The organism is Bhargavaea ginsengi, from assembly GCF_900109165.1.
GTDB lineage: Bacteria > Bacillota > Bacilli > Bacillales_A > Planococcaceae > Bhargavaea > Bhargavaea ginsengi.
The window spans coordinates 842527-857459 of sequence record NZ_FNZF01000001.1 but is presented as its reverse complement, the minus strand read 5'-3'; the positions used below and the strand labels follow the sequence as shown (position 1 = coordinate 857459).

At 47.5% G+C, this 14933-nt stretch carries 14 protein-coding genes; 9 read left to right on the top strand and 5 right to left on the bottom strand.

The annotated features are described in order from the left end of the window. Positions 1–21 precede the first annotated feature (21 nt). Both BMX91_RS04050 and BMX91_RS04045 read left to right on the top strand, forming a co-directional pair. Positions 22–918, top strand: a complete 897-nt coding sequence (locus BMX91_RS04050; RefSeq protein WP_092050182.1) for an AEC family transporter — start codon at positions 22–24, stop codon at positions 916–918. A 277-nt stretch (positions 919–1195) separates the two neighbouring features. Continuing rightward, the gene (locus BMX91_RS04045) at positions 1196–2179 is read left to right on the top strand and encodes a nuclease-related domain-containing protein (protein WP_177168259.1); all 984 of its coding nucleotides are present in this window, start codon (positions 1196–1198) and stop codon (positions 2177–2179) included. Between the two features lie 139 nt (positions 2180–2318). Here the strand turns inward: BMX91_RS04045 and BMX91_RS04040 are convergent, their stop codons facing one another. From BMX91_RS04040 to BMX91_RS04025, 4 genes are all read right to left on the bottom strand, one after another. Further along, a complete protein-coding gene (locus BMX91_RS04040) occupies positions 2319–3218 on the bottom strand; it encodes a fumarylacetoacetate hydrolase family protein (RefSeq protein ID WP_092050178.1) in 900 nt (299 codons plus the stop codon). A gap of 6 nt (positions 3219–3224) precedes the next feature. Then, positions 3225–5228, bottom strand: a complete 2004-nt coding sequence (locus tag BMX91_RS04035; RefSeq protein WP_092050176.1) for a sodium:solute symporter family protein — start codon at positions 5226–5228, stop codon at positions 3225–3227. Positions 5229–5240: 12 nt separating this feature from the next. Further along, a complete protein-coding gene (locus tag BMX91_RS04030) occupies positions 5241–6011 on the bottom strand; it encodes a cyclase family protein (RefSeq protein ID WP_092050174.1) in 771 nt (256 codons plus the stop codon). A gap of 84 nt (positions 6012–6095) precedes the next feature. Then, a complete protein-coding gene (locus BMX91_RS04025; RefSeq protein ID WP_092050172.1) occupies positions 6096–6899 on the bottom strand; it encodes a TrmB family transcriptional regulator in 804 nt (267 codons plus the stop codon). 289 nt (positions 6900–7188) lie between these two features. Between BMX91_RS04025 and BMX91_RS04020 the strand changes: the two genes are divergently transcribed. Continuing rightward, positions 7189–7410 carry a hypothetical protein gene (locus BMX91_RS04020; protein ID WP_092050170.1) on the top strand — a complete coding sequence of 74 codons (222 nt, stop codon included), beginning with the start codon at positions 7189–7191 and terminating at the stop codon, positions 7408–7410. Positions 7411–7440: 30 nt separating this feature from the next. On the opposite strand, the gene BMX91_RS04015 is transcribed toward BMX91_RS04020, so the two are convergent. Continuing rightward, positions 7441–8166, bottom strand: a complete 726-nt coding sequence (locus tag BMX91_RS04015) for a hypothetical protein (RefSeq protein WP_143059346.1) — start codon at positions 8164–8166, stop codon at positions 7441–7443. 241 nt (positions 8167–8407) lie between these two features. Between BMX91_RS04015 and BMX91_RS04010 the strand changes: the two genes are divergently transcribed. The 6 genes from BMX91_RS04010 (at position 8408) to BMX91_RS03985 (ending at position 14896) form a co-directional block, all read left to right on the top strand. Beyond that, on the top strand, positions 8408–9133 hold the full coding sequence (locus BMX91_RS04010) for a YveK family protein (protein WP_092050166.1): 726 nt from the start codon (positions 8408–8410) through the stop codon (positions 9131–9133). Between the two features lie 4 nt (positions 9134–9137). Further along, positions 9138–9857 (top strand): CpsD/CapB family tyrosine-protein kinase, encoded by a 720-nt coding sequence (locus BMX91_RS04005; RefSeq protein WP_092050164.1) that lies wholly within the window; start codon positions 9138–9140, stop codon positions 9855–9857. A 56-nt stretch (positions 9858–9913) separates the two neighbouring features. Beyond that, complete coding sequence (locus BMX91_RS04000; protein ID WP_092050162.1) at positions 9914–10681, top strand: tyrosine-protein phosphatase; 768 nt, start codon at positions 9914–9916, stop codon at positions 10679–10681. Positions 10682–10960: 279 nt separating this feature from the next. Then, entirely contained in the window at positions 10961–12802 is a 1842-nt protein-coding gene (locus BMX91_RS03995; RefSeq protein ID WP_092050160.1) for a polysaccharide biosynthesis protein, read from the top strand. Between the two features lie 61 nt (positions 12803–12863). Further along, a complete protein-coding gene (locus BMX91_RS03990) occupies positions 12864–14369 on the top strand; it encodes a lipid II flippase MurJ (RefSeq protein ID WP_177168258.1) in 1506 nt (501 codons plus the stop codon). Next, entirely contained in the window at positions 14366–14896 is a 531-nt protein-coding gene (locus BMX91_RS03985) for an acyltransferase (protein ID WP_092050156.1), read from the top strand. The genes BMX91_RS03990 and BMX91_RS03985 overlap by 4 nt, the downstream gene beginning before the upstream one ends. Positions 14897–14933 lie beyond the last annotated feature (37 nt).

Genomic DNA, 14933 nt, shown 5'->3' with positions numbered 1-14933 from the left:
GATAGATAGGGGTGAGTAGATTTGGGCATCTTCATAGACGTTGTTTTGCCCGTCATTCTGATATTCGCTGCAGGATATGTTCTACAATGGTTCAAGTTGCTTGAGGTAAAGTCCGTCTCGACAGTGTGTATTTATTTATTCGTCCCCTGCCTTGTATTTACGAATATTTACGAGGCGAGTTTTGATGAGCGCTTCTACATGATTATTTTGTTTGCCGGGGTCCTGTTCATTGCGTTGATTGCCATCATTAAACTGTGTGCCAAGTTGTTCAAGCTCGGGCCTTCCACGGAAAGTGCACTCATTCTATCGACCGCATTCATGAATGCAGGAAACTTTGGCGTTCCGATCATGCTGTTCAGCCTTGGGGAAAGCATCCTTCCTTACGCTGTCTTTTTCATGGTGGTCCAGAACGTGATCATGAATACGGCAGGCGTCTACTTCGCATCACGGAGCGGCGCGGGAGCCGGGACAGCCATCAAGTCCATGTTCAGGCTGCCGGCCATCTACGCAGTGATTGCAGCGCTGCTCTTTAAATTTGCAGGACTCAGCGTGCCCGGACAATTCTATCAGAGTCTTGAGTTTGTCGGGCAAGGGGCCATCCCGCTGCTGATGATCGTACTGGGAATGCAACTGGCCAACATCCGGACATTCCGCCTGAACTGGCCAATGATCGGCCTGGGTTCACTGATCCGGCTCGGCATCTCCCCGCTGATTGCACTGCTGTTTATCCAGATATTTGAGCTGGATCCGATAATCAGCATGCTGTTCATCGTCATCGCCTCGATGCCAAGCGCCGCAACAACAACGCTGTTGGCGGTGGAATATGATGCGGAGCCCGGGCTGGTCTCGAGTATCACATTGGTTACTACGTTATTGAGTATTGTAACGTTGTCTATTTTGTTGAATGTGGGGATATAGGGAGCAAATGAGAGAAGGGCTGCCGATGTGGCAGTCCTTTTTGGTATGGATCGTCATCACTCAATTGCTCCAGGTAACCACTCATCACCAAACTACCAAATTTCAATTTTGAGGGAGTGTGAATTAGCGCTAAGCCCTAGTTCCGAGAAGGATATCGCCGTCCATCGCCCATTGCAAAATCCAATTTCAACGCAAAAACCCCCTCCAAAATTCAAATATGGCGATTCGCCAGCTGTTCCGGAGCCTTGCTATGGTGATTCCGAGGGGAGGGGGCTTCATGAAAGTCACACGGAAGTATCCAATTTACCTCCACGCCTTGGAACGGGCGATGGAGCGGTTGAAAGAGGGGGCGCCGGAGCGGGAGCAGGTGAGGGAGGAGCTGCTTCGGCAGGAGGCCGGTTATTTTGGTGAGATTGCATCCGATAAGTATGTGCGTCGAAGCCGGCTCCCCGGGGTGGTGCTCACGGATATACAGATTGAGGTTGAGCCGGGGGAAGTCGTCCAGATTGATACGCTTATCCTGACACGGAGGGGTATCTGGCTGATTGAGTCGAAGAAATACAAGGGGGCACTCCAGTATCAACTCTCTCCCAGGAGGATTGAGCGGAGGGAGCGGGGAGGATCTATTATTGTGTTCCCTTGTCCGATCATCCAGTTGGAGAGCCAGATCCATGCGCTTGAAGGGTGGCTGGAAAAACGGGACATCAAGCTACCGGTCTTTGGAACCGTTGCTTTCGCGTCGCACAATGTATGGGAAGGGCTCCCGGATGACGCGCCGATTATCCCGACCAGGGAGATTCCTCTTTACCTGGAAACCGGCTATAGACAGTTGCCGGAACAACTGAGCATGGAATCATTCGATGAACTCATGGTTCTCCTTGACCAAGAGCGTCATTATTTGCAATGGATACCCATCTGCAAGAAGTTCAGCATCAATCCGAACCACCTGAAGCGGGGCTTCCTGTGCCTGGATTGCAGCGGGACGCTGACTCGTGAAAGTGAGCGGACGCTTCACTGCAAGGCTTGTGATAAGAAAAGTAAAGCGGACTATGGACAGCTGATCCTCGATTGGTTCCTGCTTGTCCACCCGACACTGAATAATGCACAGCTCCGTGCCTTCGCCAAGATTAAGAGAAAACAGACGGCCAGCCGGATTCTCCGCCGGTATGAGCTCGCGCAGTCAGGGAAATCAATTGGCACGACTTATACAGTGAATCTCTATACAGAACTGGATGGGCTGGAGATCAGAAAGCGAGGGTAAACACTCGGTCTCGCTAGGTAATCACTCAACTTAGTTTTCAGGCTTTCGGCAAACAGCCCTTTGCCCTTTGCCCTTTGCCCTTGCGGGCTTGTGCACTACATTAGAAAAGGCTGCCCGCTCAATCCGGGCAGCCTCATATTCACTTCAACGTATTCTTCAACACCCCAAGCCCCGTAATCTCCAGTTCCACTTCATCCCCCGGCTTCAGCCACGGGTGTACCTCCGGGCCATGCTCGAGGAGGCAACCGGTGCCGACGGTTCCGGAGCCGATGATGTCTCCGGGGTAGAGGGTCGAGTTGGAGGAGGCGCGCTCGATCATGTCGCCGAAGGAGTGATGGATGTCTTTGAAGTTCCCTTCGGAGATTTGTTTGCCATTGATCTTTGCCGTCATCTTGAGGTCATAGAGGGCACCGTCCCGATAAGGCTCCAGCTCGTCTTTGGTGACGATGTACGGGCCGATGGAGGTGGCGGCGTCTTTGCCTTTGGCGGGGCCGAGGCCGACTGGCATTTCTTCCATCTGCAGGTCGCGGGCGGACCAGTCGTTAAAGATTGTGTAGCCGAGGATGTAGTCATCGGCTTCTTCGGCTTTGATGTTCCGCCCTTGTTTGCCGATTACCGCTGCAATCTCCAGCTCGTAGTCGAACTTCTCGCTATTGGCTGGGATCTCGACAGCTTGCCCCGGTCCGTGAATTGACTGGTGATTGGAGAAGTAGAATACCGGGATCTCATACCATTTCGGATGGACTTGCAGTCCTGCTTGCTTAGAGGCATTAAGCAGATGCTGCTCGAAGGCCATGAAATCCCGGACACTTGCTGGATTCGGGAGCGGAGCGAGCAGCTCGACTTCGTCCAAGCTGTACTCTACATCTTTCGGTTGTTTTACTAGTTCCGGCAAAATCTCTTCACTGTGCCTGATCACTTCAAGCATCGTTGAGATTTCCGAACCTCCAATTTCCATGGAAATTGGATAGACCTTCTCATCCTCGATCCAGCCGGCCTGGGCTTTCCCATCTGAATTTCTGAATGTCACAAGTTTCATCGCATGTCATCCCCCTGCAGGTGTTTGTTGGAGTTCCGGTTTGATTGGCTCGGAAGCGAAGTTGTATTTCTCTAGTACTTCTTTTCCTTTAGGGCTGAGCGATACCTGGCGTCTCCATAAGCCCTTCTCAGCCAGATAGCCTTGTTTGATCAGCTTTGATAGGATGGCGGAAGCGTGGAGCGAGTCGAATTCCTTTTCCTTCACGTAACTGTTCAGAGCATCCATGCCACCCCGAAGCTTTTCGAGGAAGGTGAAATCATCTTCAGTGAGCCGGTCATCCGCGTAGCGGTGTCCGTCCTCCGGCAGGTAGGCTTCTGGTTCGATGCCCTCCCGGATGTGGAACGTGTAGAAGCCTGCCCCGGCATATTTCTTCCGTCCGATCACCCCGCGCTGATCGAGGTTCTCGATGATTTGGTTGCTGACGGAAGAGTCCACGCCGAGCATGTCGCTGATTTCGGCCATTGTGTCATAGCCGTAGTGAATGAATGTCAGGACGCGTCTTTCATCATCCGCCAGCTGGAGTACCGCGTTGCCAATGTTCCCAAAGTCCTTCTTTGTATAGTAAGCCGGCTCTGACAGCAGGCTGACAATGACAACGGTCAGGACGGTCGCGACAAGGCCGACGACACCGACATGGGTGTAGGTGCCGAGCGGGAAGACTCCCGTCAGGTCAAGAACGGTGAAAACTGCTGTGGCCGAGATCCCAACTACTGCACCGTAAAAGGCGCCGGTCTTCGTGGTCCGCTTCCAGAACATCCCGAGAAATACTAGAATCGACGGAGCGCCGAGCCAGGCGGTGGAGAAGGCGAACAGGTAGAGCGGGCCGCCCGGGTAGAAGCAGAGCAGCCAGACAATCAGTCCGAGAATCATCGTGATGACTTTGGACGGAACGGTCAGTTCCTTTGACGTTGCATTTGGCCGAACAAAGCGCTGGTACAGGTCACGGACCGCCGTGCTCGATGCACCGATCAGCGCGGTCGTTGACGTGGAAATCGATGCGGCAAGCGCTCCGAGAAGGGCGAAGGCCGCCACCACAATTGGAAGCGCTCTCAAAACAACGCCGAATGCGGCGGTCGGATCCACTGTGCCGTAAGGAAGGAACTGATCACCCATCACCGATCCGGCATAGACGCCGGTAAAGGCGAGCACCGTGATCGGGACGATTACGAGCAGCAGGGCACCGAACACAAATGAAAGCTTGGCTGTACGTTCACTTCGTGTGGATGAAACCCGCAACCAATAGTAGTTATTGCCCCACACCAGGAAGCAGGCAAAAAGGATGGAGAACGTCAGGACACTGGGGTACTGCAGAGAAAGAATAGGAAGCTCGCCTCCGGCAATCCCGCTCGTCCAGTAGCTGCCCGGTCCCGGCCATCCGGATGTTGCGGTGGATAGACCACCGAACTTTGAGATGATTGCAATCAGCATGACAGGAAGGGCAATAAGGCCGATGACCATCTGCATAAAGTCAGTGAGCGTAACTGCCCAGAATCCGCCGATGTATGTGAACAACAGAAACATCGCAAAGATCGCCGACAGGGTGGCAAGGAGCGGCCAGCCGGTAAAGCTCGTCGTGACGATCGCCATCGACATGACGTTGTTCGCCATGATCCCGAGAAGTCCGAGAATCGTTGCTACCGTGACAAGTGTCCGCGTCCGCTTATCAAATCGCATCTCCAGCCACTCGGACAGTGTATGTGCGCCGGAGCGGCGGATGTAAGGGGCAAATATCAAACCATATAGAGCGAGACCCCCAATTCCATAAATCAGACCGAACCCAAAAGAGCCCCAGAAACCGGTCATGATGGCAAGACCGGGACCGAGCGTGATGATCGTCCCAGCAAAGCCGATGGCCGCAACCCCGAAGATATTCACAAGCAGTCCAACTTCACGTCCGGCGATAAAGTAATCGTTGGAGCCGGTCACCCACTTTCGGGTGATCCATCCTCCTGCAATCAGAAGGGCGACAAAGGCAACGAAGAAGAGCAGAAAAACACTGTTAAAGCTCATTGAAATCCCCCTTTAGTCAATGATCGCAACAGGTCTGGCCCAGCCGGCGCTTCCTCCCTTGATATTGACCGGGAATGCCGCAACTTTAAATCCGTGTGGCTTCGGCAACTGATCCAAGTTCGCCAGCTTTTCAATCTGGCAATACTCCGCTTCTTTGCCTACGTAATGTGCTGCCCACAAAATCCCGTCCTGTGGGTTTTCTCGGTACTGCTGTGCCTGAAGCGGGAGCGGGATGTCCCATCCCCATGCATCGATTCCCATCACTTTGATTCCTTTATCGATTAGCCATCTCGTCGCTTCAGCCGATACCCCCGCATGACTGAATGCATAATCCTCGTCGTAGAACTTCTTGTCCGCATCGGTACGGACTAAGACAATGTCATATGGCTTTAATTCATAACTCATCGCAGCAAGTTTCTCTTCAAAGTCCGCCACCCCCAGCTCATAGCCGGCCGGCTTATCACTGAAGTCGAATAGCACTCCGTCGCCATAAAACCAGTCGATCGGAAGCTCGTCAATCGTCCTAGACCGTTCCCCTGCGGTCTTGTCGGCGTAATGCCAAGGTGCATCGACGTGGGTACCCGTATGAGTTGTCAGCGTGAGCGTTTCAACCGCCCAGGCTTTGCTGTCGGGAAAGTCCTCTTTCTTCAACCCAAGAATTCCTGCCGCTTGTGCCGCCCCTTCCTCATGGGTCGAATATTCAATTCTAGGCGGGAACGGCTCCTTGGCCTTAACATCCATTGGCACACTCAGATCAATGACACGTGTACGATTTTCCCCCATTATTATCCCCCTTAAAGATTGTTGAGTGATACGAAAACTGCCCTCCTTGTCCAAGAGTTATATTGGATGAATCATCAATCCCGTTTAGAATCGGTCCAGCAACTTCTCGAACTGTTCGCCGTACTTAGCTGCCAGCTCCTCATGAAAGTCTGACACTACCTGATTCACATAGATGTCATGGCGGATGTAATTGACTGTAGTGCGTACCAGCGCCGCATGACTGGAAATGACGGAGTGGGCCTCTCCGGTTGCGGAATGAAGAATGAAGACCCGGGCGTCATCAAACGCACAAGAGAGTTCTCCGACATGACGCCGGTCAGAGAAAGGTCCCTCATGGTGCTTATAGTGATGCCATGGGAGCGGGGCAGGGATCGGATCAAACGTGATCGACACAATCTTGACTCCCCGCGCGTGAGCTTCCCGCAGTTCCCCTTCAAGCTGGGAAAGCTCAGCTGTCCAGCCGCTGATGTAGATGTTGGAAACCGCCCCAGTTATCAGCTCTCGCAGGGTGTCCAGGGAAGAGGCATAGCCGGTAATGTGGTACAACTCCGACCAATCGACATCCAGATTTGTGGATAGACTCTGAAAGAAGCCGTTCAAAAGTGCGGTATCTTCTTCGAACTCGGCTTCCATGACACTCAGCAGCTCCTCATAGGGGAGCGGGCTATACAGTTTCTTGTTGCTTGAAGAACCATCGGAGACGGAAAACACAACCGTCCGCTCGTTCATCCGTTTCAATGTTTCGTATACCTTCGGGCTCGGCACTCCGGACTGCCTAGCTATTTCATTGCCATTCATCGGATGCCGCTGGAGCAGTGCCAGGTAAATCTTTGCCTCGTACTCGGTAAAGCCATATTTCTTCAACGTCGCCAATACATTTGCTGTCATCAGTCATCACCTGACCATAATGTACTACCCAGGTAGTAATAAGTCAATAAGTAATTAAAATATTCTGTTAAATATATAATGGTAATCACTTCTGAGAGGAAGGTAACCACTACAATCGGTTCTTGGGTTATCGGCGAACAGCCGAAAACCTCTCGTTTGGTTTTGCCCTTTCGGGCTTGGTAAACACTCAGTTTGGCCAAGTAATCACTCGGTGCCTATTTATCTCTGAGGTATATTGGACGGCTCTATTGGACAAGCTCTCTACAAGCAATCACGAGGAGGGGTATTGATGGAGCGGAGTGTGTTGGAGATTACGCCGTCGCAGTATTATTTTCTGGCGGTGAGTTGGATGGATATGTTCAATACCAGATGCCAAGATGATGTGGATGCTCAAAACCGGGAGCAGTTCGCGAGTATGGCGACTGAGGATTTGGTGGCTCTGCAGGAGCGGGTGGGGCCTCAGGAGTTGAGGGATCTGATTTGTGCAGAGTTGGAAATACGGGGACGTTAAAAGGCTTCCGGCGCATAACCGGAAGCCTTTTTATTTGGCTACAAAGTATTCGATAAGTGCGCTTGCCCAGAGGTCGAGTCCTTGGTCGGTCGGCCGGTCACTTGCGTCCAGATAGTTGTTGATCTCTTCAGAGGTACGTACCGGCCATTTAGTCCAATGGTCTATGTAGGGCATGTTTTGCTGTTCGGTGAATGTCTTGAGGTTGTCGATCTGGGTCTGGTAGTAGCCCGCGTTTCGGATTGGCTGTGGTGGAGTCACCAAAAAGGCGACATCCGGTACGGCTTCCATCGCGCGCTCTTCTACCTGCAAGAGGTGCTGTTGCTCATCCTCGATCGTCACCACACCATTGTTGTTGAGAGTGAATGGTTCGTAAACGACAATGTCATACTCGTTTGTCCATGCCAGGTGTTGCATGCCGTCGGTGACGAACTCGGTGCTTGTGCCGTCATAGGCGAACGCGTCGACTGACAGGAATCCGCCGTATGCGTCATGGACTGCGTTTGCGAGGCGGTCGGCAACACCTTGGATGTCGGCGGAACCGATGACGACCATCCTTGCATCATCGCCGGCTTTTAGTCGGGCATTCAGTACTTCTCGAACTTTCGGGCTGGCATTCGCTGTCAGTGCATCCAGCTGTGCCTGGTCAATAGTTGGTTCTTCAGCGGGTTCTTCTGAACCGCTTTCGTTCTCCGGTATATCTTCCATAGGCTCGGACTCTGCCTTCGCAGCGGCGTCCAATTTCTCTTGGTAGCTCATATAACTAAATACCAATAATGCTCCGCAAATTAGTGTAATTAGCGTAACCAATAGTCCCTTCCGCACAGTTCTGGCTCCCTCCGAATTCCAATCGGGCAGGTCGATTCTCCCGATTTTCTACTGCGTATCAGTTTACCATATCTTAATGCAGAATTTGTCACATTTTGAAATGAAATTATGCTATACTCGGAGAATAATTGGAAATTAAAATACACTGTATTTACATAAAGGGGCCGCATGAATGGAAGAAACGATCAGTCTGCAAGATTTGTTCAAAACGTTAAAAAAGCGCCTGGCACTGATTCTGACGTGTATGATTCTCGCATTGACGATCGCAGGCGTGGTGAGCTATCTGTTGATGACACCGATCTATCAATCATCGACTCAGATTCTCGTGAACCAGACGCAACAGGAGCAAGAACAGTTCACATCTCAGGAAATCCAGACGAACCTGCAGCTCATCAATACATACAATGTCATCATCAAAAGCCCTGCAATTCTGGAAAAAGTGATTGAACGGCTGACATTGGATATGACTCCGTCGCAGCTTACACAGAAAATCACGGTAAACAGCGCTGAGAACTCGCAGGTCCTCAATGTCACTGTTCAGGATCCGGAACCTCACCGTGCAGCGGATATCGCTAACACAACTGCTGAAGTATTTGAGGAAGAAATCCCTCAATTGATGAATGTCGACAACGTCAACATCCTGTCACCGGCGGTCGTGGGAGAGAACCCAGCTCCAGTAAAGCCGGATCCGATGCTGAATATGGCCATCGGAGCAGTCATCGGTCTCATGATCGGTGTAGGCATTGCGTTTCTGCTGGAATACCTGGATACTTCGATCAAGAACGAACGAGATGTCGAAGAACTGCTCGACATGCCGATCCTCGGCCTGATTAGTCCAATCCCTGATTCAGACGTCAACCTGGACAACATCGTCAGAAACCGCAGAAAGAGGAGGTGAACCCATGGCCATCCGAAAAAAGAACCGCAAGAAACAGCAACTCGAGCAGCGCGCGCGTAAGCTCGTCGTACATGCAAGTCCGAAGTCGATCGTATCCGAACAATTCCGGACGCTACGGACAAACATTAACTTCTCTGTACCTGCGGGAGACCTGAAGACCATTTTGTTCACCTCCGCTTCTCCGGGAGAGGGCAAGTCGACTGTGTCCGCAAACATGGCGATGCTGTTTGCCCAGGACGGCCAGAAGGTGCTCCTCGTTGATGGAGATATGCGTAAGCCGACTGTCCACTACACGTTCCACCTATCGAATACACAGGGTCTGTCCAACGTGCTTACACGCCAGGAAACCCCTGAAACGGTCATCCGGGAGACGGAATTCTCTCCAAACCTGCATGTCATGACGAGTGGGCCGATTCCGCCAAATCCGGCAGAACTACTCGGCTCAGAGACAATGCATCAGTTCATGGACTACATTTCGTCCCAATATGAACTGGTCATCTTTGACGCTCCGCCCGTCCTATCCGTGACAGATGCTCAGATTCTAGCTAATAAATGTGATGGTACTGTCTTCGTCATTAACACCGGTGAAACTGAAAAAGACAATGCGAATAAAGCAAAAGAACTACTGGATGCGTCGAAATCACGCATCCTCGGCGCAGTCCTGAACAACTTCAAGCTGGGCAAGGACCATTATTACTATCATTACTACGGCTCGGGAGAGTAAGGGGACTATTGGCCCTCTTACTCTCTTCCTATTTATGGACTGGGGAGGGATTTAGGTTGATCGACACACATGCACATATCTTATATGACTTGGACGATGGTCCTGCAGCCTTGGAGGATGCACTGCAAATGCTCCGGCATGCTGAAATGGAAGGGATCACTGATATTACGGCGACTCCGCATGCACGGCATCCGCAATTTAATGCGACTAAAGAAGCCATCTACCAGCGGTTACTGAAATTAGAAAAAGAAATCAAGAATGCCGGTATCTCGGTCAAACTTCATCCCGGCCATGAGGTTCGCGTAACAGATGACATTATTGAACGCTTTGACAGAGGAGAGTTTCTCACACTTGCCGGCTCCAAGTATTTGTTGCTTGAACTGCCTTCTTCGGGCATCCCGGGCAATACAACATCAGTGATTCATGATCTCTTGTCCCGAGACATCCTTCCGGTTATTGTCCATCCGGAACGAAACCGGGCAATCCTCGACAAGCCATCACGCCTTGCTAAGCTCATTAATCACGGTGCACTGGCGCAAGTCACAGCGGGAAGCTTAGCCGGAAAGTTTGGAACTGACGTCCGCGATATAGCGCTTCAACTCATTGATGCAAACCTGATCCATCTGTACGGATCAGATGCGCATGATCTGAAGAAACGGAATTTCTTCTTCGATAAAGGACTCAGCTTCCTCGAAAAACGGGGGCATGCAGATTGCGTTGATATCCTGCTGGAGAACAATGCTCGAGTTCTAGAACATCGTGACCTGGTTGTTCTGGAGCCGGCTGACCCAACGCCAAAGAAAAGGTGGTTTATCTTCGGATAAATAGGATATTTTAGGAAGATAATTTCCTTCCAATATAAAGGTAATATAGAGTATAATAGTCACGTCCTCTAAATCTAGTAGAATAGACTTATAAAAATCACGGATATCTTACCAATTGTTCATAAACGCAAATATGCTGTCGAATGCTCTGTTAACGCCATATTAAGTTTTGACAACATTTCCCGTAATATGAGTGCGAATTAGTAGATTTCCGTTATACTTTTCTTGACTAATCTACCAGCAATTTCTTAAACAACTATTTTGAAAGGAGTTGGACAAATGGCGCACCCGAAACGCTTGCTCTTACTCGCGATCATCGACTCCTGCATTGTCTTTTTTTCTATCTATGTAAGTTTCCTCATCCTGCATCCGGCCGCGGATGTCCTGGAATCCAAAACTCTTCTCCTCAGTGCGCTGACGATCTTCATCGCACACCATCTGACTGCGTCCTACTACGGGTTGTACCGGAAGGCATGGGCATATGCTTCAATCGGTGAACTCAAGGCGATCTTTAAGGCGGTGACAATTTCAATCGCGACGGTCGCGGTTGTGCAGCTCATTGGTCTTCAGGACATCTATGTGCGTGTTCTTGCCATCACGTGGATGCTCCACATGCTATTGATTGGCGGTTCACGGTTTATGTGGCGGATACATCGTGACTCAATCACTAAGCGGCTTAAGCTCGGCGGTAGACGCACAATGGTGGTCGGCGCGGGACAGGCCGGCACAATGGTCGTCCGCCAAATGAAGCAGAACCCACAGAATGGACTCATGCCAGTTCTGTTTGTTGACGATGACAAGAATAAGCAACATCTAGATATCTATGGAGTGAACGTTGCTGGAGGATCAAAAGATATTCCACATCTCGTCAAAGCCCATAACATTGAAAACATTGTCATCGCAATTCCATCGATGTCCAAGACGGAGATGGCAGAACTCACTAAGACTTGTGTAGACACCGGATCTCGTACACAGACGATTCCGCGGATTGAAGACGTCATGACAGGCAAAGTGTCTGTGAATGATATCAGAGACGTAAAGATCGAAGACCTCCTCGGCCGAGAAGAAGTTGAACTCGATATGAAGGCCATCGCAGACAAACTTGAGAAGAAAACGATTCTCGTCACCGGAGCGGGGGGCTCGATTGGATCGGAAATCTGCCGTCAGGTCATCAAGTTTAAGCCGAAGAAGTTGCTTCTATTAGGACATGGAGAGAACTCAATTTATCTTATAGACCGCGAACTACGTGGATATAAACAATCCGAGACCGAAATCGTCCCAATCATCGCAGATGTACAGGATCGGAATCGAATTTTTGATATTGTCGCTGAACATACACCAGATGTGATCTATCACGCCGCTGCTCACAAGCACGTCCCACTAATGGAAGCAAACCCGTTTGAAGCGGTTAAGAATAACATCTTCGGAACAAAGAACGTCGCAGAAGCTGCGGACACTTTCGGTGTTGGCCACTTCGTCCTAGTCTCGACTGACAAGGCTGTAAACCCGCCAAATGTCATGGGCGCGACTAAACGTTTTGCGGAGATGGTCGTCCAAAATCTTGCTAAGACTAGTAAGACTAAGTTCGCAGCTGTTCGCTTCGGTAACGTGCTCGGATCCCGGGGATCTGTCGTACCGCTCTTTAAAAAGCAGATTGCAGCTGGTGGGCCGGTGACAGTCACTGATGAGCGTATGACCCGTTATTTCATGACAATTCCCGAAGCTTCTAGGCTTGTCATTCAGGCTGGTACGCTAGCTAGCGGTGGAGAAGTTTTTGTTCTAGACATGGGAGAACCAGTGAAAATTGTTGACCTTGCCAAAAACCTAATTAAGCTGTCTGGGTATGACGTAGAAGAAATTGGTATCACCTACTCTGGGATTCGCCCGGGGGAAAAGCTTTTTGAAGAACTACTGGACTCTTCTGAAATACAACAGGAGCAGGTTTTCCCTAAAATCCATATTGGGCGTGCTACTCCAATTGGTCAATCAGAGCAACAATATGTCTTGACTAAATTACCAAATATGAATGAGGATGAACTTAAACAAACACTTATATCATTGGCTAACAGGAAAGTACCAAAATCTCCGGAGAAGTCACTTACAACGGTAGGACTTTCTTAGAAATTATAGTGGAATGGAACTGCGACAATACCAAATAACCAATGTAGTTTGGAAGATTGCAATGAAAAAAACAATTGTTATAGTGTTGATACTTTCTTTAATCGGAAAGGGATTAGGTTTTTTAAGAGATATCCTGATAACAAATACAGTGGGTTTTAACTTTGAAACCGATGCACTGTTTTTAGCATTATCGCTTACAACAATTATATTTTCTATTTTCAGTACTAGTATTAGAACAACTTTCGCACCTATATTTTCAGAGAACATTATAGAAAACCCCAGCGTTGCAATAAATGACTATAGGAACTTAAAAAGATTTATCCTTTTTATTGCATTTATAACCAGTGTTATTGTATTTGTTTTTTCCGAATGGATTTTGAAGGTGTTTGCGCTAGGATTAGATACAGAAACATTTAATCTCTCAAATAAGTTTCTTAAAACCTTATCCGTACTTGTATTTTTATATGCTTATTTTTCAATTACAATAGGTTTTTTGCAGGCTGCAAGAATTTATAGAACTGCAGAGACGGCAATAATTATAAACAATTTTGTAATTGTATTATTTATTTTGTTGTTTTATGAAAAACTAGGAATCTGGTCAATACTTTTAGGGTTTATTCTAGGAGCAGTTACGCAAGTTATTTTAGCAAATTATATCCTACTTAAAAAAGTCCCAAAACCAATTGAACATACGGCCCATAAGGCCAACAAAGAAAAAATACTTAAGTTTCTTAACATGTCTAAATACGTCCTCTTTGGTAGTGTCGTAGCACAATTGACTCTAATTGCAGATAAAAGTGTTGCTTCTTTTCTAGAAGAAGGAAGTATAACAGCTCTACATTATTCCAGTTTACTAAGAAACCTTCCTCTTAATATTATAATTTTAGTAGTAACCAATGTCTTATTTACAAATCTCTCATTATACTATAAAAAAGATAAATCAATGTTTTACGGATTGATTGAAAAACAACTTAATTATTTATCATTTATGATTAGCCCTTTTATTGTATTCTTTTTACTATATAGCGAAGATCTGGTTGATATGCTGTATAACCGTGGATCTTTTACAGAAAATGGAGTTGATATGATTTCAAGTGCATTAGTTGCTTATTCAGCAGGAATGCTATTTTGGGTAATTAAAGAAGTATTTAATAAAGTTTGTTATGCAGCGGGTAATACAAAATTACCATTGATAACTGCATTAGTTTCATTATTAATTAACGTTGCATTGAATGTCTTCTTGGGAATTTTCATGGGATTGGGACATGTCGGAATAGCCTTGGCAACATCTATTAGTATTTTAATAAATGCATCTTTAACATTGATTTATTTAATAAAGAAGAATATTATTGCTACCCACAGAAATACAATAATCATTTCATGTAAAGCACTTGTTAATTTGTTAATAATATTATCAATAGCATATATATACAAAGAATATGGTTATGAATATAATAGTCAAACAGTGGAAATAATATTAGGCTTTATTATAATTTCTCTAATTACTTTAATAATGAGTAGATTTATGGGTATAAATCTAAAAATATATAAAAGAGGTAAAAAATGATTAAGAAGATTTATTTTAAAATTCTTAAAAAAATAGATAGAAAAGAGTACGCAAGTTTGGTCTATAAAGATAGGGAAAACAACCTAAAGAAATTAGGAGTTAAAATTGGAGAGAACTGTAGAATTGAAAATGCGAAATTTGGTTCTGAGCCGTATTTAATTGAGATTGGTAATCACGTAACTGTGGGTGCTAATGTTCAATTTGTTACTCATGATGGCGGGGTATGGGTTTTAAGAGATAAACACCCAAAAATTGATGTATTCGGAAGAATCATGATCCAAGATAATTGTTTTATAGGAATTAATTCTATAATTATGCCTAATGTAAAAATAGGAAGGAATTCAATAGTTGCAGCAGGGTCTGTTGTAACCAGGGACGTCCCTCCGAATAGTATTGTTGCAGGGGTGCCAGCGAAGGTTATAAAAAATATAAGCGATTACGAAGAGAAAGTTTTGCAAAACGCCCATTATACCAAACACATGAACTATACAGAGAAGAAAAAATTCCTTTTAGATAATCTTAAATAATAATAATAGGTGACTAATAAAAGAAAAGAGGAAAAGC